A 22,406-nucleotide genomic window follows, 5' to 3' on the forward strand; every position below is an offset into this window, starting at 1 on the left:
GCGGTGTGATGGCGATCCAGCTGGCCAGGCGGCTCGGTATCTTCGCGCTCACGGCCGCGTTCGCATCGGTGCTCGTGTTCGCGTTGCTGTCGGTACTCCCAGGCGATCCGGCGCGGATCGCACTGGGTGTGCAGGCCTCGGCCGAGGAGGTGGCCAGGGAGCGGGCCGCGATGGGCCTCGACGCGCCTGCCCATGTGCGCTATGGCAATTGGGTGTGGGGCATGCTGCACGGCGACATGGGCGAGTCATACCTGACCAGGCAGCCGGTCGGGCCGGAGATCTTCGATCGGCTGCAGGTGACGCTCTGGGTGGTCGGTGCGGCCATGGTGGTCGCACTGGTCGTCGCGATCCCGCTCGGGGTCATGGCCGCGGTCCGGCGCAGCCGCCCCGACGGGGTACTCATCGGTGGGCTCAGCCAGGTGGGAATCGCGATCCCGGCCTTCTTGGCAGGCGTGCTGTTGGCCACCGTGTTCGCGGTCGAGCTTGGCTGGTTGCCGTCGAGCGGCTGGCAGGCACCGATCGAGGGGATCGGCGGGTTCCTCAGCTACCTCACGCTGCCCGCGCTGGCACTGGGACTCGTGCAGGGCTCGGTGCTGACGCGGTACGTCCGTTCCGCCGTGCTCGACGAGCTGGGGGCGGACTACCTGCGGACGGCGCGGGCCAAGGGGCTCACCCGGACGGGAGCGCTACTGCGGCACGGGTTGCGCAACGCCGCCGTACCGGTGGTCACCGTCGCCGGTCTCCAGCTGGCCACCCTGTTGATCGGGGCGGTGGTCGTCGAGCGGGTCTTCGTGGTGCCCGGGCTCGGCAGTCTGTTGCTGGACAAAGTGAGTCAGCGGGACATGGCGGAGGTGCAGTCCATCGTGATGGTGCTGGTGTTGATGGTGCTGCTGCTGAATCTTGTGGTGGACCTGCTCTACACCGCGATCGATCCCCGGATGCGGAGCGCGGCGTGAAACGCGTTCGGTGGTCGGGCACGCTGACCCTGGGGGTCGGACTGGTCGCCGCGGTGGTGCTGGCCGCGCTGCTCTCCTTCGTGTGGACGCCCTACGACCCGACCGTTGTCGACGCCGGTGCGCGGCTGCTGCATCCGAGCGCACAACACTGGTTGGGCACCGACGATTTCGGCAGGGACATCTTCAGCTCGCTCCTCGTCGGTGCCAGGACGACGCTGCTGGTCGGCATCGTGGCCGTGGCCATCGCGGCGTCGATCGGCATCCCGATCGGGGTGGCAGCCGGGATGCGCCCCGGTGTGCCGGACGAGATCCTGATGCGTGGCAACGACGTGCTCCTGGCATTCCCCGCCTTGCTGCTGGCCATCGTCTTCGCCGCAGTCTGGGGCGGATCGACGGTGACGGCGATGACCGCACTCGGTGTCGGGACTGCGCCCGCGTTCGCGCGCGTCGCCCGCGGCGGCACCAGGCAGGTGATGGCCAAGGACTACGTGCTCGCGGCGCGGGCGGCAGGCAAGAGCCCACTGCGGATCGCGCTGCGGCACGTGTTGCCCAACATCTCCAGCGCGCTGATCGTGCAGGCGTCGGTGACCTTCGCGATCGCGGTGCTGGCCGAGGCCGCGCTGTCCTATCTGGGCTTCGGGACCCCGCCGCCGACCCCGTCGTGGGGCCGGATGCTGCAGGAGTCACAGCCGTACCTGTACCTGCAGCCCGCGGTGATGTTGTGGCCCGGCTTGGCGATCGCGCTGACCGTGCTCGGGTTCAACCTGCTCGGCGACGGGCTTCGCGACCGATTCGACCCGAAGACGGTGCGACAGTGACGGGCCCGCTGGTCGAGGTCTCGGATCTCACCGTCCGCGCGGCCGGTCGCACCCTGCTAAACGGCATCGGGTTCACGCTGAACCGGGGCGAGCGGCTGGGGCTGATCGGCGAATCCGGGTCGGGCAAGTCGCTGACCGCGCTGAGCCTGATGGGGCTGCTGCCGGATCAGCTGTCGGCGACGGGTTCGATCGCCCTCGACGGGGTCGACGCGAATCTCGTCGGTGCTTCGGAGCGGTTGCTCACCACCCTGCGGGGAGACGACCTGGGGATGGTCTTCCAGGAGCCGATGACGGCACTGAACCCGTTGATGAAGGTGGGCAGGCAGGTCGCCGAGGTGATCGAGCTGCACGATGGCGCGCTGAGCCGCGGCGACCGGCGGGAGGCGGCGCTGGCGCAGCTCGCCGCGGTCAATCTTCCCGACCCGGCGCGCATCGCGCGGTCATATCCGCACGAACTGTCCGGTGGGCAGCGGCAGCGGGTCCTGATCGCCATCGCGATGGCGAACCGCCCGCGGGTGCTGATCTGCGACGAGCCCTCCACCGCCCTCGACGTGACCGTGCAGGCGCAGGTCCTCGACCTGATCGACACCACCGTCCGCGAGCACGACACCGCGTTGCTGTTCATCACCCACGACCTGGCCGTGGTGTCCGCGCTGTGTGACCGGGTGCTGGTGATGCGGGACGGGTCGATCCTCGAGTCCGGACCGATCGAGCGGGTGTTCGGTACGCCGCAGCACCCCTACACCCGCGCCCTGCTCGAGGCGTCGGACCTGAGCGGATCGACGCTCGGGGGGTCCGTGGCGGCCCGCGCGGCGCCGGGTCAGGGGGAGGCAACGGTCGCCGCGCCGGTGTCGAACGAACAGGCCGAGCCGCTCGTGTCCGTGCGCGGGCTCAGCCGCACCTACCGGGGGTCGCGGTCCTCGCTGTGGCGTCGCGCGGAGCCGGTGCACGCGCTGGCCGACGCGTCGTTCGACATCGGTCGCGGCCAGCGGTTCGGCGTGGTCGGCGAATCGGGTTCGGGCAAGTCCACGCTGATCCGGTTGCTGTGTGCCCTCGACACGCCGACCGCGGGTTCGGTCGTGGTCGACGGGCAGGAGATCGTCGGGGCGCGGGAACGGGAGTTGCGGCAGTTCCGGCGCGATGTCTCCATCGTCTTCCAAGATCCGATGGGTTCGCTCGACCCGAGGATGAAGGTCGGCGATGTGGTGGCCGAGCCGCTCGATTCGCGCGCGGGCTCGGCCGAGGCCGTCACCCAGATCCTCACCGCCGTCGGGCTCGAACCGGCGATGGCGCACCGGTATCCGCACCAGTTCTCCGGCGGTCAGCGTCAGCGCATCTCGATCGCCCGCGCCCTGATCACCAAGCCGAAGATCCTGGTGGCGGACGAGCCGGTCAGCGCGCTCGACGTCTCGGTGCGCGCTCAGGTCCTGGAGCTGCTGGCAGGGCTGGTCGACGAGTACCGGCTGACCTTGCTGTTCGTCTCGCACGATCTGGCCGTCGTCCGGCACGTGTGCGACGTGGTCGCGGTGATGCATCGGGGCCGGATCGTGGAGTGCGGACCGACCGAGGAGGTGTACGAGCGGCCTCGGGAGGAGTACACCCGAACGCTCATCGCGAGCGCCCCGAAACTGGTCCTGCCGGATCTCTGATCCCCTGTAGCGACTGCTTGCAGGTCGCTCGAATCACCCGTAGCGACTGCTTGCAGGTCGCTCGAATCACCCGTAGCGACTGCTTGCAGGTCGCTCGAAACAACACCGAGGACGGGTTGTGGCGGGGCGGTGGGGAGCCCCGGCTCGTCCGTGAAAGAATCGTGACCCGTGAAGACCTTCGATTCGCTGTTCGCCGAGCTGACCGACCGTGCCGCCACCCGTCCCGAGGGCTCCGGCACCGTGGCCGCGTTGGACGCGGGCGTCCATGCGCAGGGCAAGAAGGTGCTCGAGGAGGCGGGTGAGGTGTGGATCGCCGCCGAGCACGAGAGTGACGAGTCGCTGTCCGAGGAGATCTCCCAGCTGCTCTATTGGGTGCAGGTGCTGATGGTCGGCCGTGGCCTCAAGCTCGAGGACGTCTACCGACATCTGTGAGTCGCGCTCCGCACCGACTCCGCACGTCCTCTGGCCATACTCTCGCCACCTCCGGAAGGAACACCCCCATGCTGCGCGTCGCAGTACCGAACAAGGGCTCGCTGTCCGAGTCCGCCGCCGAGATCCTCGACGAGGCCGGCTATCGCCGCCGCACCGACTCCCGCGACCTGACCGTCCTCGACCCGGCGAACCAGGTCGAGTTCTTCTTCCTCCGCCCCAAGGACATCGCGATCTACGTCGGGTCCGGCGAACTCGATCTCGGTATCACCGGTCGTGACCTCGCTCTCGACTCCGGCGCCCCGGTCTCCGAGCGCCTGTCCCTCGGCTTCGGTCGGTCGAGCTTCCGCTACGCGGCCCCCGCGGGCAAGAATTGGTCGCCCGCCGACCTGGCAGGCCTGCGGATCGCCACCTCCTACCCGAACTTGGTCCGCAGGGACCTCGCCGCCCGCGGCATCGAGGCGACTGTCATCCGGCTGGACGGCGCCGTGGAGATCTCGATCCAGCTCGGCGTCGCGGACGCCATCGCCGACGTTGTCGGCTCCGGCCGCACGCTGCGTCAGCACAACCTGGTGGCCTTCGGCGAGTCCCTCTGCGACTCCGAGGGCGTGCTGATCCAGCGCGAGGGCTCGGACGGCACCGACAAGGCCCGCAACCAGCTGATCGCCCGCGTGCAGGGCGTCGTCTTCGCGCAGCAGTACCTGATGCTGGACTACGACTGCCCGCGCGGACTGCTCGACGAGGCGCTGCGGATCACCCCTGGCCTGGAGTCGCCGACGATCTCGCCGCTCGCCGACGAGGCGTGGGTCGCGATCCGCGCACTGGTGCCGCGCAAGGTCAGCAACGACGTGATGGATCAGCTCGCCGAGATCGGCGCCAAGGCGATCCTGGCCTCCGACATCCGGTCCTGCCGGGCCTTCTGACGCCCGCGCGTCGTCGGCTTCGAGGAGACACGAACGGCCCCGGTCACACCCACGGGCAGCTTCTAGCGGTCGTCGCAACACCCAGCAGTGGGAGTTGCGACGACCGTGTCGATTTCAGAGGTTGACCGCGAAGTGTTGAAGCTGCGGTTTCTTGTGGTGACCTGATGCGGGCACGGCATCGGCTCTCGAAGCTGCTGCTCCGTCACGGCATCGTCTACTACGGCGGTGCCGCCGCGGCCGGGGCGCATGACCGGTGGCTGCGCACCGAAGCGGCACCACAGCTGACCTCACAAGCGACCCGGATGGCGTTCGACGCCGACTACGACCATGCACTCACGATGCAAGCCAGACGCAGCCGCCTCGACACGGCGATCGAAGAAACGGCACCAGGCAGCGAGTTCACCCGCTGGTGCGCCGGGTGTCATGCCTGCGCGGTGTGAGCACCTTGACCGGGTTCGCGTTGGCACACGAGATCGGTGACTGGAACCGGTTCACCGGCTTTCGCGATCGGATCGTTCGTCGGGTTGGTTCCCTCGGAGTATTCCTCCGGTTCATCACGGGTGCAGGGCGCGATCACCAAGGCCGGGAACACCCATGTTCGCCGACTCTTGGTGGAAGCGGCCTGGCACTACCGGCCCCGCTATCACGTCGGGACGGTGATGCGCCGACGGTGGGATCTGGCACCGGCCGCGTCCCGTGCCCGTGGAGACGAGGGCAACCGCCGCCTGCACGGCCGGTGGGTGAGTTTCCTCGAACGCCGTAAGCGGCCGACGGTGGCGAACGTGGCGATCGCCCGAGAACTCGCCGGCTGGTGCTGGTCCCTGGCGGTCATGAACGACTGAGCGACCCACCTGATCTGCTTCCTCCCCGAGTCCGGTGGTGGCAGCGCGTGGATCGACCCGCGACCCAACTATGAGCAGACCTTCAGGCCGACGCTCGATCCTAGACACGCGGAACCCGATCCAGCCGAAACCCCGTCCTGCGGTATCCAACCCGCGCATATGCCCCCGAGCACTTCGTGCAGGGAGGGACCCCCCCGTCTGACCGCGAGTCGCCAACTGACACGCTCACCACACAGACTCGCCAGAGGAAGCACCGAGGCGCCGTCGGGGTCGCTCCCCGACGGCGCCTCATCCTGTCCTCTTGACGAACTTCCCTACATATCAGTTGGTGCGGACCTTCAGACCGGGGTTGTCCGCGAGGATCGACGTGATCGGTGACGAGATGTTGCTGCGTGGGGCACCCGTGGGGCACCCGTTGCCGCCGGCCGTGATGCCGAGTGCCTTCGTGCCGGTCAGGACGGGGCCACCACTGTCGCCCTTATTCGTGCAGATGTTCGTGCGGAAGGCGTTTTTCAATGTCGCCGACCCGAGCTTAGTACGCTGGTTGATGCTGGTGACTTTGCCGCAGAGGTAGCCGGTGGTTTTTCCGGACGTGCATGCCGGAGCCCCGACCACGGGGTCGGCGGTGCCGGTGATCGCTACCGGGTCCGAGCCGGGGGCGCGAACGTAGTTGTTCGCGAAGCGCTTGGCGACGTTGTCGTCGATCTTGATCACCGAGTAGTCGAAGCCATCCATGACTGTCTTGTCGAAGGTGCCGTAGCGATCGCCGAAGCGAACGCCGCCGAAGTCCTCGAATGCGATCGAGGCGTACAGAGTGCCCGCAGCGGCTGCGTCCGTGTCGCAGTGTCCGGCGGAGATGTTCACCGCGTGGCCGGACGCGTCGGTACCGTTGAAACCGAACGAGCAGTTGAACTGGCCCCCGTTCTCGTTCTCGACGCCGTAGACGTCGCCACCGAGGATGGCGTCGGGGGCCGGCGGCGGGGGCGTGGTCGGCTTGGGGGGGCCTGCGACGGTGACCTGCGCGGTGGTGGTGGATCCGGTGATGCCGTCGCGGCCGGAGAAGGTGGCCTTGATGGTCACCTTGCCGGCGATGCTGGGGTACCACTCCTGGGTGGCGGTGCCGTCGGCGGCGACCTGTGCTTCTTCGTGGTAGGTGTTCTTGTCGTCCTCGAATACGACGGTGCCGCCCGCTGCCGCGGGGGTGACCTTCGCCTTCAGCACGATCGCCTTGCCGTCGGCGGTGGCTCCCTTGATGGGGTCGAGGGTGATCGTGGAGGCAACGGTGTTGCTGTTGGCTTTAGCGACGGTGACCTGCGCGGTGGTGGTGGATCCGGGGACGCCGTCGCGGCCGGAGAAGATGGCGGTGATGGTGCGCTGACCGGCGGTGGTGGGGGTCCACTGGTGGGTGGCGGTGCCGTTGGCGCCGACCTGTGCGGTGCCGAGGACGTCGTCGCCATCCGCGAAGTCGATCTCGCCGCCGGCTGCCGCCGGGTTGACGGTGGCGGTCAGTGTGATGGCGGTGCCGACCTTGGCTCCGGTGATGGGGTTGAGGGTGACGGTGGTGGCGGCCGGGTCCGTGGTCGGGTCCGTGGTGGGTTTGGTCGGGTCGGACGAGCCGAGCGAGCCGAACCCGGGCAGTTCGGACGAGCTGGCCGGTCCCTTCGCCACGCGGACGAAGCCCAGGAAGTCGGGCAGTTGCAGGCCCTGGCCCGCGGCGGTGTCCTTTACTTCCAGCGCGATGTCGTTGGCGGCGGGGTCGATCGCGGTGCCGTTGACGAGGCCGGCCAGCGGTGCGGGGAGCTGCTGGATCCAGGTGTTGAGCTGGCCGAGCAGATCGTGCAGGGCGTTTTCGCTGCGCGTCTGGTCCTTGACCTGGTAGCCGGCGGCCTCGACGGCGGTGCGGGCGGCGGCCTTGTCCGGCCCGTCGGCCAGACCGACCAACGGCGTACCGGCCGCATCGAGCCAGGCGCCGGCGAAGGCGGTGGGGAACTTGCCGCGCAGCGTGTCGGCGAACGCCACCAGGTCCTGCCCGGCTTTCGCCTGGTCGAGGTACTGGGCCGGGCTGAGTCCGAGGTCGCGTTGGATGGCGGCCACCATGTCGGCGGGCAGCGCGGGTGCCGGTCCGGTGGGTTCGGCTTGGGCGAGGGCCACGCACGGCGCGACCAGAAGCAGTGCCGCGGTGCCGATCATCGCGGCACGGCGGGCGCGGGTACTACGCATGGGGACCTTTCGGATGTGGGGGCGTTGCGGGTACGACCCGAGGCGTCGGGGCCGGGCCGGTTGCGGGACTGTATGCGTGATTTCCGCCGCTGCCTACCGAAAATTGATGGGATGAATGCGGGCTCGGCGGCGCGCCGTTTCGGACCTGCGGGTCGGGGCGTCACCTCAGGAATCCGACAAGGGGCCTCGGGCGCGAGAGTTCGCGTCCGAGGCCACTTTTCGGGAGATTCTGTGTGTCTAGTTGGTGCGGATCTTCAGGCCGGGGTTGGCACTGAGGATGTTGGTGATCGGTGTCGCGGTCACTTCGGGTGCTGTGGCGGATTCGCACGTCCCCTCGACAGCCTTGTTGGATCGGACCGTGATGCCCAGCGCCTTGGTACCGGACAGCACGGCGCCGCCGCTGTCGCCGCTCAGTCCACAGATGCTCACGGTGAAACGACTCGGGAAGATGGGGATATTCATTATGTCGACGAATTCGACCGTGCCGCAGTGGTAGCCGGTGACCATGCCGGACATGCACACCGGCATCCCTTCCACGGGTACGGCGGTGCCAGTGATCGCTACCGGGGCCTGGCCGGGGGCGCGAACGTAGTTGTTCTCGAAGCGTTTGGCGACGCCGTCGTCGATCTTGATCACCGCGTAGTCGAGTGGCCGCTGGGACGCCTTGGTGAAGGTGCCGAAGCGATCGCCGCGAACGCCGTCGACCACCTCGTGTCCGATTGAGGCGTCATCAGTGCCCGCGGCGTCGGGGTTCGCGTCGCAGTGTCCGGCGGAGATGACCACCGCGTGGCCGGAGGCGTCGGTGCCATTGAAACCGAGCGTGCACCTGCGGGAACCGCCGGAGGCGTCCACGGCGTCGTAGACATCGCCACCCATGATGGCGTTGGCGGCCGGCGGCTTGGGCTTGGTGGTGGTGGGCTTAGGGGGGCCCGCGACGGTGACCTGTTGCGTGGTGGTGGATCCGGTGACGCCGTCGCGGCCGGAGAAGGTGGCCTTGATGGTCACCTTGCCGGCGATGCTAGGGTACCACTCCTGGGTGGCGGTGCCGTCGGCGCCGACCGTTGCTTCTTCGTGGTAGGTGTTCTTGTCGTCCTCGAATACGACGGTGCCGCCCGCTGCTGCGGGGGTGACCTTCGCCTTCAACGTGATCATCTTGTCGACGGTGGCTCCCTTGACGGGGTCGAGGGCGATCGTGGAGGCCGGGTCGGTGGGATTGGTGGTGGGTTCCGTGGGCTTGGTCGGGTCGGACGAGCCGAGTGAGCCGAGTGAGCCGAGCCCGGGCAGGTCGGACGGGCTCGATGCCGGTCCCTGGGCCACGCGTACGAAGTTGAGGAAGTCGGGCAGCTGCAGGCCCTGGCCCCCGGCGATGTCGTGGACGCCCAGCACGATGTCGTTGTTGGCGATGTCGACCTTCGCGCCGGTGACGTGGCCGGACAGCGGTGCGGGCAGTTGCTGAATCCAGCCGTTGACCTGGCCGAGCAGATCGCGCAGGGTGTTCTCGCTGCGCGACTGGTCCTTGACCTTGAAGCCGGCGGCCTCCACGGCGGTGCGGGCGGCGGCCTTGTCCGGTGCGTCGGTGAGGCCGACCTGCGGGGTGCCGGCTTTATCGAGCCAGGCGCCGGCGAAGGCGGTGGGGAACTTGCCGCGGAGCGTGTCGGTGAACGTCGCCAGTTCCTGTCCGGTCTCAGCCCGGTCGAGGTACTGGTCGGGGCTGAGTCCGAGATCGCGCTGGATCGCGGTCACCATGTCCGCGGGCAGCGCGGGTGCCGGTGCGGCGGGTTCGGCCTGCGCGAGGGTCGCGCACGGCGCGGCCAGAAGCAGTGCCGCGGTGCCGATCATCGCGGCACGGCGGGCGCGGGTTCTACGCATGGGGACCTTTCGGATTGAGCGTGTGCGGGTAGGGCCGAGGCGTTGGCGCCGGGCCGGTTGCGGGACTGTATGCGTGATATCCGCCGCTGCCTACCGAAAATTGGTGGGATGAATGTCGGCTCAGCGAGACGCGCCAGCTCGGACCTGCGGGTCGGGGTATCACCCCGGAATACGAAAAGGGGCCATGGGCGCGAGAGTTCGCGTCCGAGGCCCCTTTTCGGGAGATTCGGTGTGTCTAGTTGGTGCGGATCTTCAGGCCGGGGTTTTCCTTGAGGATTTCCTTGATCGGTGTCACCCACACGGTGGGCCGGTAGAAGTCCGAAATGTCCGGCATCGTCTCCCACAGATCGCACTCCGACTGTTGGCCCGACGTCACGCTGGACTGGGCCGAGATGCCCAGCGCCTTGGTGCCGGTGAACATGGGGCTGCCGCTGTCGCCGCCCAGCCCGCAGATCCTCACGGTGAATCGGCCAGTGGTGTGGTTGCCTCGATCATCGCCGGCCACAGCGGCTTTGAGTGTGCCGCAGTGGTAGCCGGTGACCATGCCGGACATGCACACCGGAGCCCCCTCCACGGGATCGGCGGTGCCGGTGATCGCCAGCGGGGCCTTGCCGGGGACGCGAACGTAGTTGTTCTCGAACCGCTTGGCGAAGTTGTCGTCGATCTTGATCACCGAGTAGTCGAGTCGCATAGGCGCCTTCGCCGTCTTGACCGCCTCGCCGAAGCGCTCGCCGCGAACGCCGCCCACCACCTCGTGTCCGCTTGAGGCGTTATCAGTGCCGGCGACATCGGGATCGGCCGGGTCGCAGTGTCCGGCGGTGATGGTCACCGCGCGGCCGGAGGCGTCGGTGCCATTGAAACCGAGCGTGCACCTGTGGGAATCGCCGCCGAAGGCGTGCACGTAGTCGTACGCATCGCCACCCATGATGGCGTCGCCGGCCGGCGGCGTGGGCTTCTTGGTGGTGGTGGGTGTAGTGGCGGCTTTGGCGACGTTGACTTGCTGCGTGGTGGTCGATCCGACGACGCCATTGCGGCCGGAGAAGGTGGCCTTCATGGTCACCTTGCCTGCGGTCTCGGGGGCGAACCACTGTTGGGTGGCGGTGCCGTCGGCGGCGACCGGTGCTTCTTCGTAGAAGTTGTCGGCCTCGAATACGACGGTGCCGCCCGCTGCTGCGGGGGTGACCTTCGCCTTCAGCGTGATCTCCTTGCCTGCGGTGGCTCCCTTGATGGGGTCGAGGGCGATCGTGGAGGCGCCGGGGTTGGTGGGCTCGGTGGGTTCGGTGGGTTCGGTGGGCTTGGTCGGGCCGGACGAGCCGAATGAACCGAGTGAGCCGAGCCCGGGCAGGTCGGACGCGCCCTGTGCCGGTTCCTGCGCCACGCGCACGAAGTTGAGGAAGTCGGGCAGCTGCAGCCCCTGACCCCCGGCGATGTCGTGGACGCCCAGCACGATGTCGTTGTTGGCGATGTCGACCTTGGCGCCGTTGATGTGGCCGGACAACGGTGCGGGCAGCTGCTGGATCCAGGTGTTGAGCTGACCGAGCAGGTCGGACAGGGCGTTTTCGCTGCGCGCCTGGTCCTTGACCTTGAAGCCGGCGGCCTCGACGGCGGTGCGGGCGGCGGCCTTGTCCGGTCCGTCGGCCAGGCCGACCAGCGGGGTGCCGGCCTTATCGAGCCAGGCGCCCGCGTAGGCGGTGGGGAACTTGCCGCGGAGTGTGTCGGCGAACGTCGCCAGTTCCTGTCCGGTGTCGGCCCGCTCGAGGTACTGGGTGGGGCTGATGCCGAGGTCACGCTGGATGGCGGCGACCAGTTCCTCGGGCAGCATGGATGCCGGTTCGGTGGGTTCGGCCTGCGCGAGGGTCGCGCAGGGCGCGGCCAGCAGGAGTGCCGCGGTGCCGATCATCGCGGCACGGCGGGCGCGGGTACTACGCATGGGGACCTTTCGGTTCGAGGGCGTTGCGGGGTACGACCGAGGCGTCGGGGCCAGGCCGGTTGCGGGACTGTATGCGTGATTTCCGCCGCTGCCTACCGAAAATTGGTGGGATGAATGCGGGCTCAGCGGCGCACCTGGCCCGGCGCCTGCGGGGGAGGCGGTAGCCATCCCAGAGCCATTGGTGCCGTTCAGCTCTGCTCTGCTCCGACTTGCACTACCGTTCCGCTCGTTGGGTAGACCGCCTCGGCCGTCGCGAGGTCATCGCACTGAGGAGGGTCGCCGAACGCAGCGGCAGTTCCGGCACGTCGGAGCGCAGCGTTCTGGGTCGACGGAGTCGCTGTCGGCGAAGCGGGCCTGATCGCCCGCACATCAGCCGGTAGGGCCGGCGTATGACCGACAAGCACCAGCAGTGAAAATCGATGCCACCACCAAGCTGCGTGCGATCGACCGCGACCTGCTCAGGAAGGAGTCCGCGCCTACAAGGCCGAAGCCGCCCAACCTGCCAGCTGACCCGACACCCCGGCCGTGCCCTTGCTGACGGTCGGGGCGGGCCACCACGAGTGGACTGGTGGCGTTCTGGTCAGATCAGTTTCATGTGGCGAGTCGTTCCTGGACCTGTTCGAGTGTCCTTGGGAGGCAGTCCATCTTCAGTTCACGTGTTGCGACGATCCCTGGAATCCGCCCACGTGTGACCGGGGCCGTCCTGTGACTCGGTCAGTACAGCCTCCCCTCGTGCAGCGCGCGGTCGAACGACTGGATGGGCCCGCCGTCGCGGAGGATCGTCGCGATGGCCGGCTCGGTCAGGTGCAGTCGCCCGATCGCGACCAGGTCGAACTCCTCGTCCTCGAGCCGCCGATGGAGCCCGTCGAGAGAGGCGGGGCCGGGGGTGCCTGCATCACGAAGTGACTTGTCGAGCCCGACGCTGCCCACGGCCATGCTGAGTGCGCCGGTCAGCTTCTTCGCCCAACCGGCCAGGGTCAGCTCGCTGCCCTCGAACGCGGGGGCGTCGAACCGGCGGATGCTCGCGTCGAACACGTCCACACCGGCCTCGACCAGCGCGTTCAGGACGACGGCGAGCTCGTCGGGGGTGTCCGCGATCCGCGCCCCGTAGTCCTGCTGCTTGTGCTGGGAGAACCGGTAGAAGATCGGCAGGTCGGGACCGATCTCGCGCCGGATCGCCCGCACCACCTCCACCGGGAAACGAGTCCGTTGTTGCAGGTCGCCGCCCCAGCGATCGTTTCGCTGGTTCGTCGACTCCCACAGGAACGCGTCGAGCAGGTAGCCGTGCCCGGCGTGGATCGCGATCCCGTCGAAGCCGACGTCGACCGCATTGCGCGCCGACCGCACATATGCGGCGATGACGTCCGTGATGTCGCGGTCGGTCATCGGAGGGGTGGTGGCGCTCGCCCTCGCGAGGTAGTCCTCCGGATAGACGGTCCTACCGACCCGGCCCCACAGCCCGGAGGGGCGCATCGGCGTCAGAGCCGGATCCACCGGGCTCATCGCGCCCCACAGTGGGCCGACGTGCCACAGCTGGGGAATGATCCGGCCGCCGGCCGCGTGCACCTCGTCGACCACGGAGCGCCACCCCGCCAGGGCCGATTCACCGTGCAGGCGGGGGACTCTGGGGCTGTCGACGGCCGTCGGGTGGTCGATCGCCACGCCCTCGGTGATCAGGAGACCGGTGCCGCCCTCGGCGCGCCGCCGGTAGTAGGCGGCCACGTCGGGTCCCGGCACCCCGCCAGGGGAGTGCTCACGTGTCATGGGGGACATGACGATCCGGTTCTGCAGCGCCAGCGACCGGACCTGCAGCGGGGCGAAGAGCGGGTTCACAGCGCCTGCAGGTAGTCGAAGAAGCCCGCGGTCACGTCCTCACGCAGCCGGGTGAGCTTTCGATAGCTGATCAGCCAGCGGCCGTTCACCTTTCGGTACTCCTCGTGGTAGTGCCCGTACCCGTGGAGATGCTCCTCGTGGTCGCCGTTGGTCCACCACAGCTTGTCCTCCATCGCCCAGATCCCGCGGGCGGTGTCGTCGGAGGTCAGCTCGATCTCCGGGGTGTGGCCGTGGTGCACGGTGGTCACCGCGGTCCGCCCGCCGAGCAGGGTGCTGATTGCGCGGGTCAGCTTCTCCTTGCCCACCACACGGTTCGAGGTGCCCTCGGTCTGCGGCTGCTTGTCGCCCGGCAGGCCGCCCCACGTCTCCGAGACCACGTCGTCGGTATGGAGGGTCGGGTAGATGTCCCACTGCTTGTTGTCCATGCATCGCAGCCGAGCCGCGAAGGTGCGCTTGATCTGCTCGATCGCCAGGAGTTGTTCGGGGACGGTCAGTGTGAGCTCGGATTTCATGGCCACACGCTGTCAGCGGTCCGTCGTGCGGGCAATTCGTCCTTCCGATCAGCGGACTAAGGCGAGGTCACGTCCGCGGCCCCGCCGCTCCGGTGAGGTCGAAGAAGTGCGCGAGCGCCGTTGCCGCCATCCGGACGGGAGCCGCGTGCCGTTGATCGAACTTCAGCCGATCCATCGGTCCGCTGACCGACAGGCCGATCTCCGCACCGCCCAGCGAGCCGACGCGCGCTCCGATGCAACCGAACCCGGCGGCACAGGTACCGAACGAGACGCCGGGCCGTGGTGCTGCCGCGAGCAGCGCCTTGCCGATCGTCGACGATCGTGCGGGGATGCGCGACCCGACCCGTGTCCGCAGATGGGGCGCCGCGGCACCACCGATCTTCTCCAGGTAGAGCACGTCCTTGCCGTCGAGAATGCCCAGATGCACGACGTGGCCCGTCACGAGGTGCAGTTCGCGCAGCAGTGGTGTCACCACCCGGTCGGCACGGTCCCGGTACAGCGACAAGGCACCGAGTTCGGCGAGGGTGTCCCCGAGTTCGTACTCGACACCCCTGCGGCGGAGCCACCCCATCCGGACCAACTGCTCGAGCATCCGGAGGGTGCTCGTCCTGGGGATGCCGGTACCGCGGGACACGTCCGTCAGGCTGAGTCGCGACGCGCTACGGAAACTGTCCAGGACCAGGGAGAGTCGATCGAGCGTTGAGGTGGGCAGGCTCGCCTTCGGACCGTCTCCGATCGCCATTCGCATCTCCTCCCCGTGCACCGTGTGCGCTGGCATCGCCCGCGGACCTCCGGGCGTGCGCAGGCACTGACATCTCACCGTGATGATCGGTGCGATGCCAGGGGTGCGTCCGCTCAGTGGGACGTTTTCAGACCACCTGGTCTATTCTGGTCCCCGGGGGGAATCTGACGGCGCGCCACAGGTTTTCGTTTGCCGGTCGGCAGGCGACCTGCCCGATAGTGCTGACCTGTGTCTGTTCCGGTTGTGCCCTGATCGAGGCAGGCGCGCCGGGTTCGAAGGTCACCTCCCATGATCGTGATCACATCGACACCGCCGCGGCTGACATCGCGAATGTGCCGGGCAACGAAAGGACCACCGTGGACATCGACGAATCCGACGAGGTTCGCATCATCGACGAGGGCACGGCCCCCGCCCGTTTCGCACGGGGGTGGCACTGCCTGGGGCTGCTGGCGGAGTTCCGGGACGGCGCACCGCATTCCGTCGAGGCCTTCGGGACCAAGCTCGTGGTGTTCGCCGACAGCAACGGTGACATCAAGATCCTCGACGCCTACTGCAGGCACATGGGTGGCGACCTGAGCCAGGGCAGCGTCAAGGGCGATTCGATCGCGTGCCCGTTCCACGATTGGCGCTGGGGCGGCAACGGCAAGTGCACCGGCATCCCCTACGCCCGCCGGGTTCCGCCGCTGGCTCGCACCCGCACGTGGCAGACCATGGAGCAGGACGAGCTGCTGTTCGTCTGGCACGACTCCGAGGGAAACCCGCCGCCGCCCGAGGTCGCGATCCCCGCCGCGCGGTCCGAGGATGCCGAGTGGACCGAGTGGCGATGGAAGTCGATCGTCATCGACTCCAACTGCCGCGAGATCATCGACAACGTCGTCGACATGGCGCACTTCTTCTACGTGCACTACTCGTTCCCGACGTACTTCAAGAACATCTTCGAGGGCCATGTCGCCATCCAGGAACAGGAGGGCGTTGGTCGCGAGGACATCATGGGGTGGACCGATCCCGACGTGCCGAAGCTGCTCGGCCACCGCTCGATCGCCGCCTATCACGGGCCGTCGTTCATGATCGACGACCTCGTTTACCGCACCGACAAGTTCGACGTCGAGTCCGTCCTGATCAATTGCCACTACCCGATCTCGCCGGACAGGTTCGTGCTGATGTACGGCATCTCCGTGAAGAAGACCGAACAGATCCCGGCCGAGCTAACCGACCAGGTGGTGGACCTGATGATCGGTTACATCGGCATCGGCTTCGAGCAGGACATCGAGATCTGGAAGAACAAGACCCGGATCGACAACCCGCTGCTCACCAACGAGGACGGACCGGTCTACCAGCTGCGCCGCTGGTACGAGCAGTTCTACGTCGACGTCGCCGACATCACCCCTGACATGGTCGACCGCTTCGAGTTCGAACTCGACACCACCAAGCCGGTCGAGGCGTGGAAGCAGGAAGTCGCGGACAACCTGGTCCGCTGGGCTCCCGAGGAGTTGCCGGTCTGATGCGGCACGTCGATTGTGCGCGGTGCGGGGTCGAGGTCCGCGCCGAGAAGAACAGCTGGCAGCACACCAGCGTCCAGTGGAGCACCGCTCACCCGGAGACCGTCTGCCACGAGTACCGGGACGATCCGTCTTTGACGGTGCGCGGCGCACGGGTGGGGCGCTGCTCCGCACTGCGCGAGTCGATCGCCGCGGCCGCCGTTGACGGACGTATCCCCGTTTCCGAGTGACCGCCGGACAGGGCGACATGAGGGAACGATGATCGAGTCTCGAACAGCGTCTTCGACTGCTTGAGGACGCCGGGCGGAGGGGGTAGGCCGCGCGTCTGGATGCGCGGACTACCCGCCTCGTCGGTTACCTGGCCCGGACCTGCACGGTCTGATTGATCCGGCCGACCGGACCCGACTCGTCGTGCAGCACACCCGCGCACATCCCGACACCGTCGGGGCCGTAAGAGGTTTCGGCCGAGACGCCCACCCACTCGCCCTCGGGCACCCGGAACAGGTGCACGGTCAGGTCGGTGTTGAGGTAGGTCCACTCCGCGAAATGCAGTTTCGCCCCGACGCCGTTCGCGACGTCCGCGACCGTGAACAGTCGCTGGATCGGGGAGAGTGACTCACCTTCGACCAGAACGGGATTGGGGCGCGCCCACACCTGGCCGGGCCCCTCACAGCCGATCTCGGCCAGCCACTTCCAGTCCAGGGTCGCCACGAATCCGGTGTCCCAGAAGCGGCCCTCCATCGCGACCTCACGGCCCGCGGACACCGGCTCGAGTGCCGGGTCTCCCGCGTGCGTGACGGCGCTGGTGTCCGCGACCTGCATCCGCCATCCGGTGGCGCGGGCGGCTGCGCGGGCGGTGCCGTCCGGTCCGGTGGCCCAGAGCTCCGCGACCACCAGCTCCACCCGCCTGCCGGGACGTTCGACCCAGGATCGGACCTCGATCTCGGAAATCGGTACGGGTCCGAGGATCTCGACGACCACCCGGGTGAGCCGGGCGTCCTCGCGCGGGGCGCACCGTTCCAGCGCGCGCACCAGCAGCGCCGACGGGGGAGCGCCGTGCTGCATCGCGTCGCCCCAGGTGCTCATCGTCAGTTCCGTTGCGGCGAACGTCTCGGTACCGTCCGCGCGGGACTCGAGCGGGATGTAGTAGGCCTGGTCGCTCACTGGGTGATCTCCTCGAAACTGTCTTCCTCGGCCGGTGTTTCCGGCCAGCCCGGGTAGGGCGGCGGCGTGCCACCGAACTCGGGGCAGCGCACCTTATGATCGCACCAGCTGCACAGTCGCCCCGGCTTCGGCCGGAAGTCACCCGTCTGGCCCGCGGCGAGGATCGCCTTCCAGATCGCGGACAGGGTCCGCTCGAACCGGAGTAGTTCGGCCTCGTCCGGCGCGTAGGTGAGGATCTCGCCGTCGGTGAGGTAGATCAGGCGTAGCTGTGCTGGCACGATCCCCCGGGTGCGCAGCAGCACCAGTGCGTAGAACTTCATCTGGAACAGCGCCTTGGATTCGGTCATCTCGCGCGGCGCACGGCCGGTCTTGTAATCGACGACCCGGACCTCACCGGTGGGCGCGACGTCGATCCGGTCGACGAAGCCCCGGAGCAGCACTCCGTTGTCGAGCTCGGTCTCCACCCGCAGCTCGCAGGACTCCGGCTCGAAGCGGGTGGGGTCCTCGAGCTTGTAGTAACCCTCGATCAGCGTGCGGGCCTCGGCGAGGAACGCGGCGCGCTCCTCGGCTGGAACGGTGTCGGCGATCTCGGGGGACTCGGCCAGCAGTTGTTCCCAGGCGGGGTCGACCAGGGACACGGCGCGGTCGGAGACCCGTTCCGGGGCGGGCAGGCCGTACAGCGACTCCAGCGCCGCGTGCACCACCGTCCCCTTCAGCTGCGCCTTGGACGGCACCTCCGGGATCCGGTCGACGGCGCGGAAGCGGTACAGCAGCGGGCACTGCTTGAAGTCGCCGGCACGGGACGGGGACAGGGCGGGCCGTGAGCGCGGGCGCACCGTCCCCGCGTCGGCGGCGTCGGAGGACTCGGCAGGGGGCGTCGACACGGGAGAGCTCACACCTGGCAGGGTATGCGGCGGGTCCGACACCGCTGTCGGGGCCGGCGCGTGGGTCGCCGGGAATGCTGAATACGAGGAGATCTGAGTCGTGGCTGGGCAAGACGTGAGCGCACGCGAGAAGCGACCGACCGGACCGTTTCGGGAGGGCGACCGCGTTCAGCTCACCGACGCGAAGGCGCGCAAGTACACGGTGGTCCTCGAGGCGGGCAAGGAGTTCCACACCCATCGCGGCGGGATCGTGCACAACGATCTCATCGGCGCCCCCGAGGGCAGCGTCGTCACCTCCACCAACGGGACCCCGTACCTGGCGCTGCGGCCGCTGCTCGTCGACTACGTGCTGTCCATGCCCCGTGGCGCGCAGGTGATCTATCCGAAGGACGCCGCGCAGATCGTGCACGAGGGCGACGTGTTCCCCGGTGCGCGAGTGCTCGAGGCCGGAGCGGGTTCGGGCGCGCTGACCTGTTCGCTGCTGCGGGCGGTCGGGCCCGAGGGCAAGGTCATCTCGTACGAGGTGCGCGACGACCACGCCGAGCACGCGGTCCGCAACGTCGAGACCTTCTTCGGCGGCCGCCCCGACAACTGGGAGCTCACGGTTGCGGACCTGGCGGATTTCGACGCCGAGGAGAACGGCGGCCCGGTGGACCGGGTGATCCTGGACATGCTCGCGCCATGGGAGACGCTGCCCGCGGTGTCGAAGGCGCTGGTGCCAGGCGGCGTGCTCATCGTCTACGTCGCGACGGTGACCCAGCTGTCGCGGGTGGTCGAGGCGCTGCGTGAGCAGGAGTGCTGGACCGAGCCGCGGTCATGGGAGTCGATCGTGCGCGGATGGCACGTCGTCGGCCTCGCCGTGCGTCCGGAACACCGGATGCAGGGCCACACCGCGTTCCTGGTCAGCGCGCGCAAGCTGGCCGAGGGCACCGTCACCCCGAAGCCGCAGCGTCGTGCGGGCAAGGACAAGAAGGTCTGACCGAGGCGCTGCGCGCCCGTGAGTGGTTGTGGACCCCCTGGGGACCACAACCACTCACAGGCGGCGGAGCCGCCTACTTCGCGCAGGTGAGCTTGCCCATCGAGAAGATGGTGCACGCGGCGTCCTCGGAGATGACCCACTTGCCGTCGACCTGGTCGAAGACGACCTCGGATGCGGCGCCGCCGTGCGGGCCTGCGATGGTCGTCGTGGCCGAGACCGTGTCCTCGTCGACCGAGGTCACCTTGGTCACCTCGGCGGTCAGCGGGTAGCCCTGGAGCACCCCGTTGAACTGCTCGAGCACCGCCGCCTGACCGTTGCCGTCCTCGACGAGCGCGGCCTTCTCGGTGGTGCCGACGGCCGGGTTGAAGAAGGTCACCAGGGTCGCCTGCAGCTCGGCGGCGGTCGGGGTCGCGGCGGCCTCGGCGCCGGTGCTGGTGCCTGCGGACGCGGCGGAGGTGGTGGCGTCGGACGCGCTGGACGAGTCGTCCGAGCTGCAGGAGGCGACTCCTACGGCCAGTGCGACGGTTCCGACGGCGATGAGGGACTTGCGAATGATCACGAGTGGGGCCTTTCTCGTTGGCTTCGGTGCCAATTAGTCAGGTAAGGCTAACATCAGAGATGGTGCGGGTGAGGCGGCTCGCCGTCCCACACTGTGCGACGCCTGTGGCCCGTGTCCGCCTGTCGGTCCGCAGTTTTGGTACAGCGGCTGTAGCGTTGATAGATCGTCACTGGGAGGAGTCGCACATGAGCGCAACAGAGAATCCGGACTCGTTCGCCGCCCGGGCCGAGCTCGAGGCGCTACGCCTGGAAGCCGCTGGCCTTCGCCGCCAGCTCGCCCAGTCGCCCGAGCAGGTACGAGAGCTCGAGTCCCGTGTCGACTCACTGTCGATCCGAAACTCCAAACTGATGGACACGCTCAAGGAAGCCCGTCAGCAGTTGATCGCGCTCCGCGAGGAGGTCGACCGTCTCGGTCAGCCGCCGAGTGGGTACGGCGTGCTCATCTCCACGCACGAGGATCAGACGGTCGACGTGTTCACCTCCGGTCGCAAGATGCGCCTGACGTGCTCGCCGAACATCGACACCGAGACGCTGCGGCCCGGTCAGACGGTTCGCCTGAACGAGGCGCTGACCATCGTCGAGGCAGGGGCCTTCGAACGGGTCGGGGAGATCTGCAGCCTGCGCGAGGTCCTCGACGACGGCGAGCGGGCCCTCGTGGTCGGTCACGCCGACGAGGAGCGCGTGGTCTGGCTCGCGCATCCGCTCGCGCTGGCCGCGTCCGACGCGACGGTCCATCCCGACGACGAGGACATCGATTCGCCGTCGCGCAAGTTGCGGCCGGGGGATTCCCTGCTGGTCGATTCGAAGGCGGGCTATGCCTTCGAGCGAATCCCCAAGGCGGAGGTCGAGGACCTCGTGCTCGAGGAGGTGCCCGACGTCGACTACGGCGACATCGGCGGCCTCGGGCGGCAGATCGAGCAGATCCGCGACGCCGTCGAGTTGCCGTTCCTGCACAAGGACCTGTTCCACGAGTACGCGCTGCGGCCACCGAAGGGCGTGCTGCTGTACGGCCCTCCCGGCTGCGGCAAGACGCTCATCGCCAAGGCCGTCGCCAACTCGCTGGCGAAGAAGATCGCCGAGGCCAGGGGCCAGGACGCCAAGGACGCCAAGTCCTACTTCCTGAACATCAAGGGCCCGGAACTCCTGAACAAGTTCGTCGGCGAGACCGAGCGGCACATCCGGATGATCTTCCAGCGGGCCCGTGAGAAGGCCTCCGAGGGCACCCCGGTGATCGTGTTCTTCGACGAGATGGACTCGATCTTCCGTACCCGTGGGTCGGGTGTGTCCTCCGACGTCGAGACCACCGTCGTTCCGCAGCTGCTCAGCGAGATCGACGGCGTCGAGGGACTCGAGAACGTCATCGTCATCGGTGCGTCGAACCGCGAGGACATGATCGACCCCGCGATCCTGCGGCCCGGCCGGCTCGACGTGAAGATCAAGATCGAGCGTCCGGACGCGGAATCGGCGCAGGACATCTTCTCGAAGTACCTGACCGAGCACCTGCCGGTCAACGCCGACGATCTGGCCGAGTTCGGCGGGGACCGGGCGGCCTGCATCAAGACCATGATCGAGCGGGTCGTGGACCGGATGTACGCCGAGAGCGACGACAACCGATTCCTCGAGGTGACGTACGCGAACGGTGACAAGGAGGTCCTGTACTTCAAGGACTTCAACTCGGGTGCGATGATCCAGAACATCGTCGACCGGTCGAAGAAGTACGCCATCAAGTCGGTGCTCGATACGGGGGCGCCCGGACTTCGGGTGCAGCACCTCTTCGATTCGATCGTCGACGAGTTCTCCGAGAACGAGGACCTGCCCAACACCACCAATCCCGATGACTGGGCACGCATCTCGGGCAAGAAGGGCGAGCGGATCGTGTACATCCGCACGCTGGTCACCGGCAAGAACGCCAGTGCCAGCCGCGCCATCGACACCGAGTCCAACACCGGCCAGTACCTGTAGCGCGACGACGATCGGGCCGGGCACCTCGTTCCACGGGTGCCCGGCCCGATCTCGTTGCGGCACCGGCCTCGGGTTGCTCAGGCGAAGTAGTCGGCGAGCAGTGCCCTGGTGTCGGGGACGAATGCCCACGACGGGTCGGCGAGGTGCGCGCGCAGTTCCGCGTCGGTCCACCACCAACCGTCGACGATCTCGCTCGCCTGGTGACGGATGGGACCGTCGTAGCGCCCCTCGAAGGCAAACAGGTGGCATCGCAACGGTTTACCGTCCCACCGGCCGTCCCACCTGACCTGCGCGATGGGCGACAGCTCGATTCCGGTGACGCCCAGCTCTTCGGTGAGCTCGCGGACCGCGGTCTCGTCCGGGCTCTCACCGGGATCCACCACCCCGCCCGCGAGGCAATCGTGCATGCCTGCGAAGACCGCCTTCTCAGGGGAGCGGCGGTGCACGTAGACCCGGCTGCCGTCCATCGAGCGCAGCAGAACTCCCGCACTGGCGTGCCACAGGCCCTCCGCGTACACCCGCGATCGTGGGGCCGTGCCGATGGCCGCTCCCGCGGCGTCGTAGACCGTCACCACCTCATCCGGCGCGGCGGGGTCGCCCGGCGGCGACGATGGGCGCTGATCCATGCGTCCATCGT

General features: G+C 68.2%; 19 protein-coding genes and 1 pseudogene. 10 read left to right on the top strand and 10 right to left on the bottom strand.

What is annotated here, in order from left to right; all coding sequences use genetic code 11:
- Positions 1-8: 8 nt before the first annotated feature.
- The 6 genes and pseudogenes from ACWFRB_RS15600 to ACWFRB_RS15625 all read left to right on the top strand — a co-directional run.
- Entirely contained in the window at positions 9-956 is a 948-nt protein-coding gene (locus tag ACWFRB_RS15600; protein WP_452642044.1) for an ABC transporter permease, read from the top strand.
- Positions 953-1,774, top strand: a complete 822-nt coding sequence (locus ACWFRB_RS15605) for an ABC transporter permease (protein ID WP_452642045.1) — start codon at positions 953-955, stop codon at positions 1,772-1,774. Before ACWFRB_RS15600 ends, ACWFRB_RS15605 begins: the two co-directional genes overlap by 4 nt.
- Complete coding sequence (locus ACWFRB_RS15610) at positions 1,771-3,423, top strand: ABC transporter ATP-binding protein (protein WP_452642046.1); 1,653 nt, start codon at positions 1,771-1,773, stop codon at positions 3,421-3,423. Before ACWFRB_RS15605 ends, ACWFRB_RS15610 begins: the two co-directional genes overlap by 4 nt.
- Before the next feature lie 168 nt (positions 3,424-3,591).
- The gene (locus ACWFRB_RS15615; protein WP_027501839.1) at positions 3,592-3,855 is read left to right on the top strand and encodes a phosphoribosyl-ATP diphosphatase; all 264 of its coding nucleotides are present in this window, start codon (positions 3,592-3,594) and stop codon (positions 3,853-3,855) included.
- Positions 3,856-3,923: 68 nt separating this feature from the next.
- On the top strand, positions 3,924-4,775 hold the full coding sequence (gene hisG, locus ACWFRB_RS15620; protein ID WP_452642047.1) for an ATP phosphoribosyltransferase: 852 nt from the start codon (positions 3,924-3,926) through the stop codon (positions 4,773-4,775).
- Between the two features lie 149 nt (positions 4,776-4,924).
- Positions 4,925-5,617: pseudogene (locus ACWFRB_RS15625) on the top strand (transposase); the annotation flags it as partial.
- 321 nt (positions 5,618-5,938) lie between these two features.
- On the opposite strand, the gene ACWFRB_RS15630 reads toward ACWFRB_RS15625, so the two are convergent.
- The 6 genes from ACWFRB_RS15630 to ACWFRB_RS15655 form a co-directional block, all read right to left on the bottom strand.
- Entirely contained in the window at positions 5,939-7,837 is a 1,899-nt protein-coding gene (locus ACWFRB_RS15630) for an Ig-like domain repeat protein (RefSeq protein WP_452642048.1), read from the bottom strand.
- A 237-nt stretch (positions 7,838-8,074) separates the two neighbouring features.
- Positions 8,075-9,706 (bottom strand): Ig-like domain repeat protein, encoded by a 1,632-nt coding sequence (locus ACWFRB_RS15635; RefSeq protein ID WP_452642049.1) that lies wholly within the window; start codon positions 9,704-9,706, stop codon positions 8,075-8,077.
- Positions 9,707-9,941: 235 nt separating this feature from the next.
- Positions 9,942-11,636 carry an Ig-like domain repeat protein gene (locus tag ACWFRB_RS15640; RefSeq protein WP_452642050.1) on the bottom strand — a complete coding sequence of 565 codons (1,695 nt, stop codon included), beginning with the start codon at positions 11,634-11,636 and terminating at the stop codon, positions 9,942-9,944.
- 714 nt (positions 11,637-12,350) lie between these two features.
- Positions 12,351-13,409, bottom strand: coding sequence for an oxidoreductase (locus ACWFRB_RS15645; RefSeq protein WP_452642075.1), 1,059 nt, complete (start codon positions 13,407-13,409; stop codon positions 12,351-12,353).
- A gap of 56 nt (positions 13,410-13,465) precedes the next feature.
- Positions 13,466-13,981 carry a nuclear transport factor 2 family protein gene (locus ACWFRB_RS15650; protein WP_452642051.1) on the bottom strand — a complete coding sequence of 172 codons (516 nt, stop codon included), beginning with the start codon at positions 13,979-13,981 and terminating at the stop codon, positions 13,466-13,468.
- 67 nt (positions 13,982-14,048) lie between these two features.
- Positions 14,049-14,723: an IclR family transcriptional regulator gene (locus tag ACWFRB_RS15655; protein WP_452642052.1), complete on the bottom strand. Its 675-nt coding sequence runs from the start codon at positions 14,721-14,723 to the stop codon at positions 14,049-14,051.
- A 356-nt stretch (positions 14,724-15,079) separates the two neighbouring features.
- On the opposite strand from ACWFRB_RS15655, the gene ACWFRB_RS15660 reads away from it, so the two are divergent.
- Positions 15,080-16,225, top strand: a complete 1,146-nt coding sequence (locus ACWFRB_RS15660) for a Rieske 2Fe-2S domain-containing protein (protein WP_452642053.1) — start codon at positions 15,080-15,082, stop codon at positions 16,223-16,225.
- A complete protein-coding gene (locus tag ACWFRB_RS15665) occupies positions 16,225-16,452 on the top strand; it encodes a hypothetical protein (protein WP_452642054.1) in 228 nt (75 codons plus the stop codon). Before ACWFRB_RS15660 ends, ACWFRB_RS15665 begins: the two co-directional genes overlap by 1 nt.
- Before the next feature lie 124 nt (positions 16,453-16,576).
- On the opposite strand, the gene ACWFRB_RS15670 is transcribed toward ACWFRB_RS15665, so the two are convergent.
- Complete coding sequence (locus ACWFRB_RS15670) at positions 16,577-17,386, bottom strand: thioesterase family protein (protein WP_452642055.1); 810 nt, start codon at positions 17,384-17,386, stop codon at positions 16,577-16,579.
- Positions 17,383-18,270, bottom strand: a complete 888-nt coding sequence (locus tag ACWFRB_RS15675; RefSeq protein WP_452642076.1) for a RecB family exonuclease — start codon at positions 18,268-18,270, stop codon at positions 17,383-17,385. The genes ACWFRB_RS15670 and ACWFRB_RS15675 overlap by 4 nt, the downstream gene beginning before the upstream one ends.
- A 115-nt stretch (positions 18,271-18,385) precedes the next feature.
- On the opposite strand from ACWFRB_RS15675, the gene ACWFRB_RS15680 reads away from it, so the two are divergent.
- Positions 18,386-19,249 (top strand): tRNA (adenine-N1)-methyltransferase, encoded by an 864-nt coding sequence (locus tag ACWFRB_RS15680; RefSeq protein ID WP_452642077.1) that lies wholly within the window; start codon positions 18,386-18,388, stop codon positions 19,247-19,249.
- 73 nt (positions 19,250-19,322) lie between these two features.
- On the opposite strand, the gene ACWFRB_RS15685 is transcribed toward ACWFRB_RS15680, so the two are convergent.
- On the bottom strand, positions 19,323-19,808 hold the full coding sequence (locus tag ACWFRB_RS15685; RefSeq protein WP_452642056.1) for a nuclear transport factor 2 family protein: 486 nt from the start codon (positions 19,806-19,808) through the stop codon (positions 19,323-19,325).
- Between the two features lie 185 nt (positions 19,809-19,993).
- On the opposite strand from ACWFRB_RS15685, the gene arc reads away from it, so the two are divergent.
- The gene (arc, locus tag ACWFRB_RS15690) at positions 19,994-21,769 is read left to right on the top strand and encodes a proteasome ATPase (RefSeq protein WP_452642057.1); all 1,776 of its coding nucleotides are present in this window, start codon (positions 19,994-19,996) and stop codon (positions 21,767-21,769) included.
- 77 nt (positions 21,770-21,846) lie between these two features.
- Here the strand turns inward: arc and ACWFRB_RS15695 are convergent, their stop codons facing one another.
- Positions 21,847-22,395, bottom strand: coding sequence for an NUDIX hydrolase (locus ACWFRB_RS15695; RefSeq protein ID WP_452642058.1), 549 nt, complete (start codon positions 22,393-22,395; stop codon positions 21,847-21,849).
- Between the last annotated feature and the right edge of the window lie 11 nt (positions 22,396-22,406).

It is taken from the genome of Rhodococcus sp. NPDC055112 (genome assembly GCF_053607505.1).

Coding starts and splice junctions, on each gene's coding strand:
- ACWFRB_RS15600 (WP_452642044.1), top strand. CDS start 9: ATGGCGATCCAGCTGGCCAGGCGGCTCGGTATCTTCGCGCTCACGGCC.
- hisG (WP_452642047.1), top strand. CDS start 3,924: ATGCTGCGCGTCGCAGTACCGAACAAGGGCTCGCTGTCCGAGTCCGCC.
- ACWFRB_RS15630 (WP_452642048.1), bottom strand. CDS start 7,837: ATGCGTAGTACCCGCGCCCGCCGTGCCGCGATGATCGGCACCGCGGCA.
- ACWFRB_RS15635 (WP_452642049.1), bottom strand. CDS start 9,706: ATGCGTAGAACCCGCGCCCGCCGTGCCGCGATGATCGGCACCGCGGCA.
- ACWFRB_RS15640 (WP_452642050.1), bottom strand. CDS start 11,636: ATGCGTAGTACCCGCGCCCGCCGTGCCGCGATGATCGGCACCGCGGCA.
- ACWFRB_RS15645 (WP_452642075.1), bottom strand. CDS start 13,409: ATGTCCCCCATGACACGTGAGCACTCCCCTGGCGGGGTGCCGGGACCC.
- ACWFRB_RS15650 (WP_452642051.1), bottom strand. CDS start 13,981: ATGAAATCCGAGCTCACACTGACCGTCCCCGAACAACTCCTGGCGATC.
- ACWFRB_RS15655 (WP_452642052.1), bottom strand. CDS start 14,723: ATGGCGATCGGAGACGGTCCGAAGGCGAGCCTGCCCACCTCAACGCTC.
- ACWFRB_RS15665 (WP_452642054.1), top strand. CDS start 16,225: ATGCGGCACGTCGATTGTGCGCGGTGCGGGGTCGAGGTCCGCGCCGAG.
- arc (WP_452642057.1), top strand. CDS start 19,994: ATGAGCGCAACAGAGAATCCGGACTCGTTCGCCGCCCGGGCCGAGCTC.
- ACWFRB_RS15695 (WP_452642058.1), bottom strand. CDS start 22,395: ATGGATCAGCGCCCATCGTCGCCGCCGGGCGACCCCGCCGCGCCGGAT.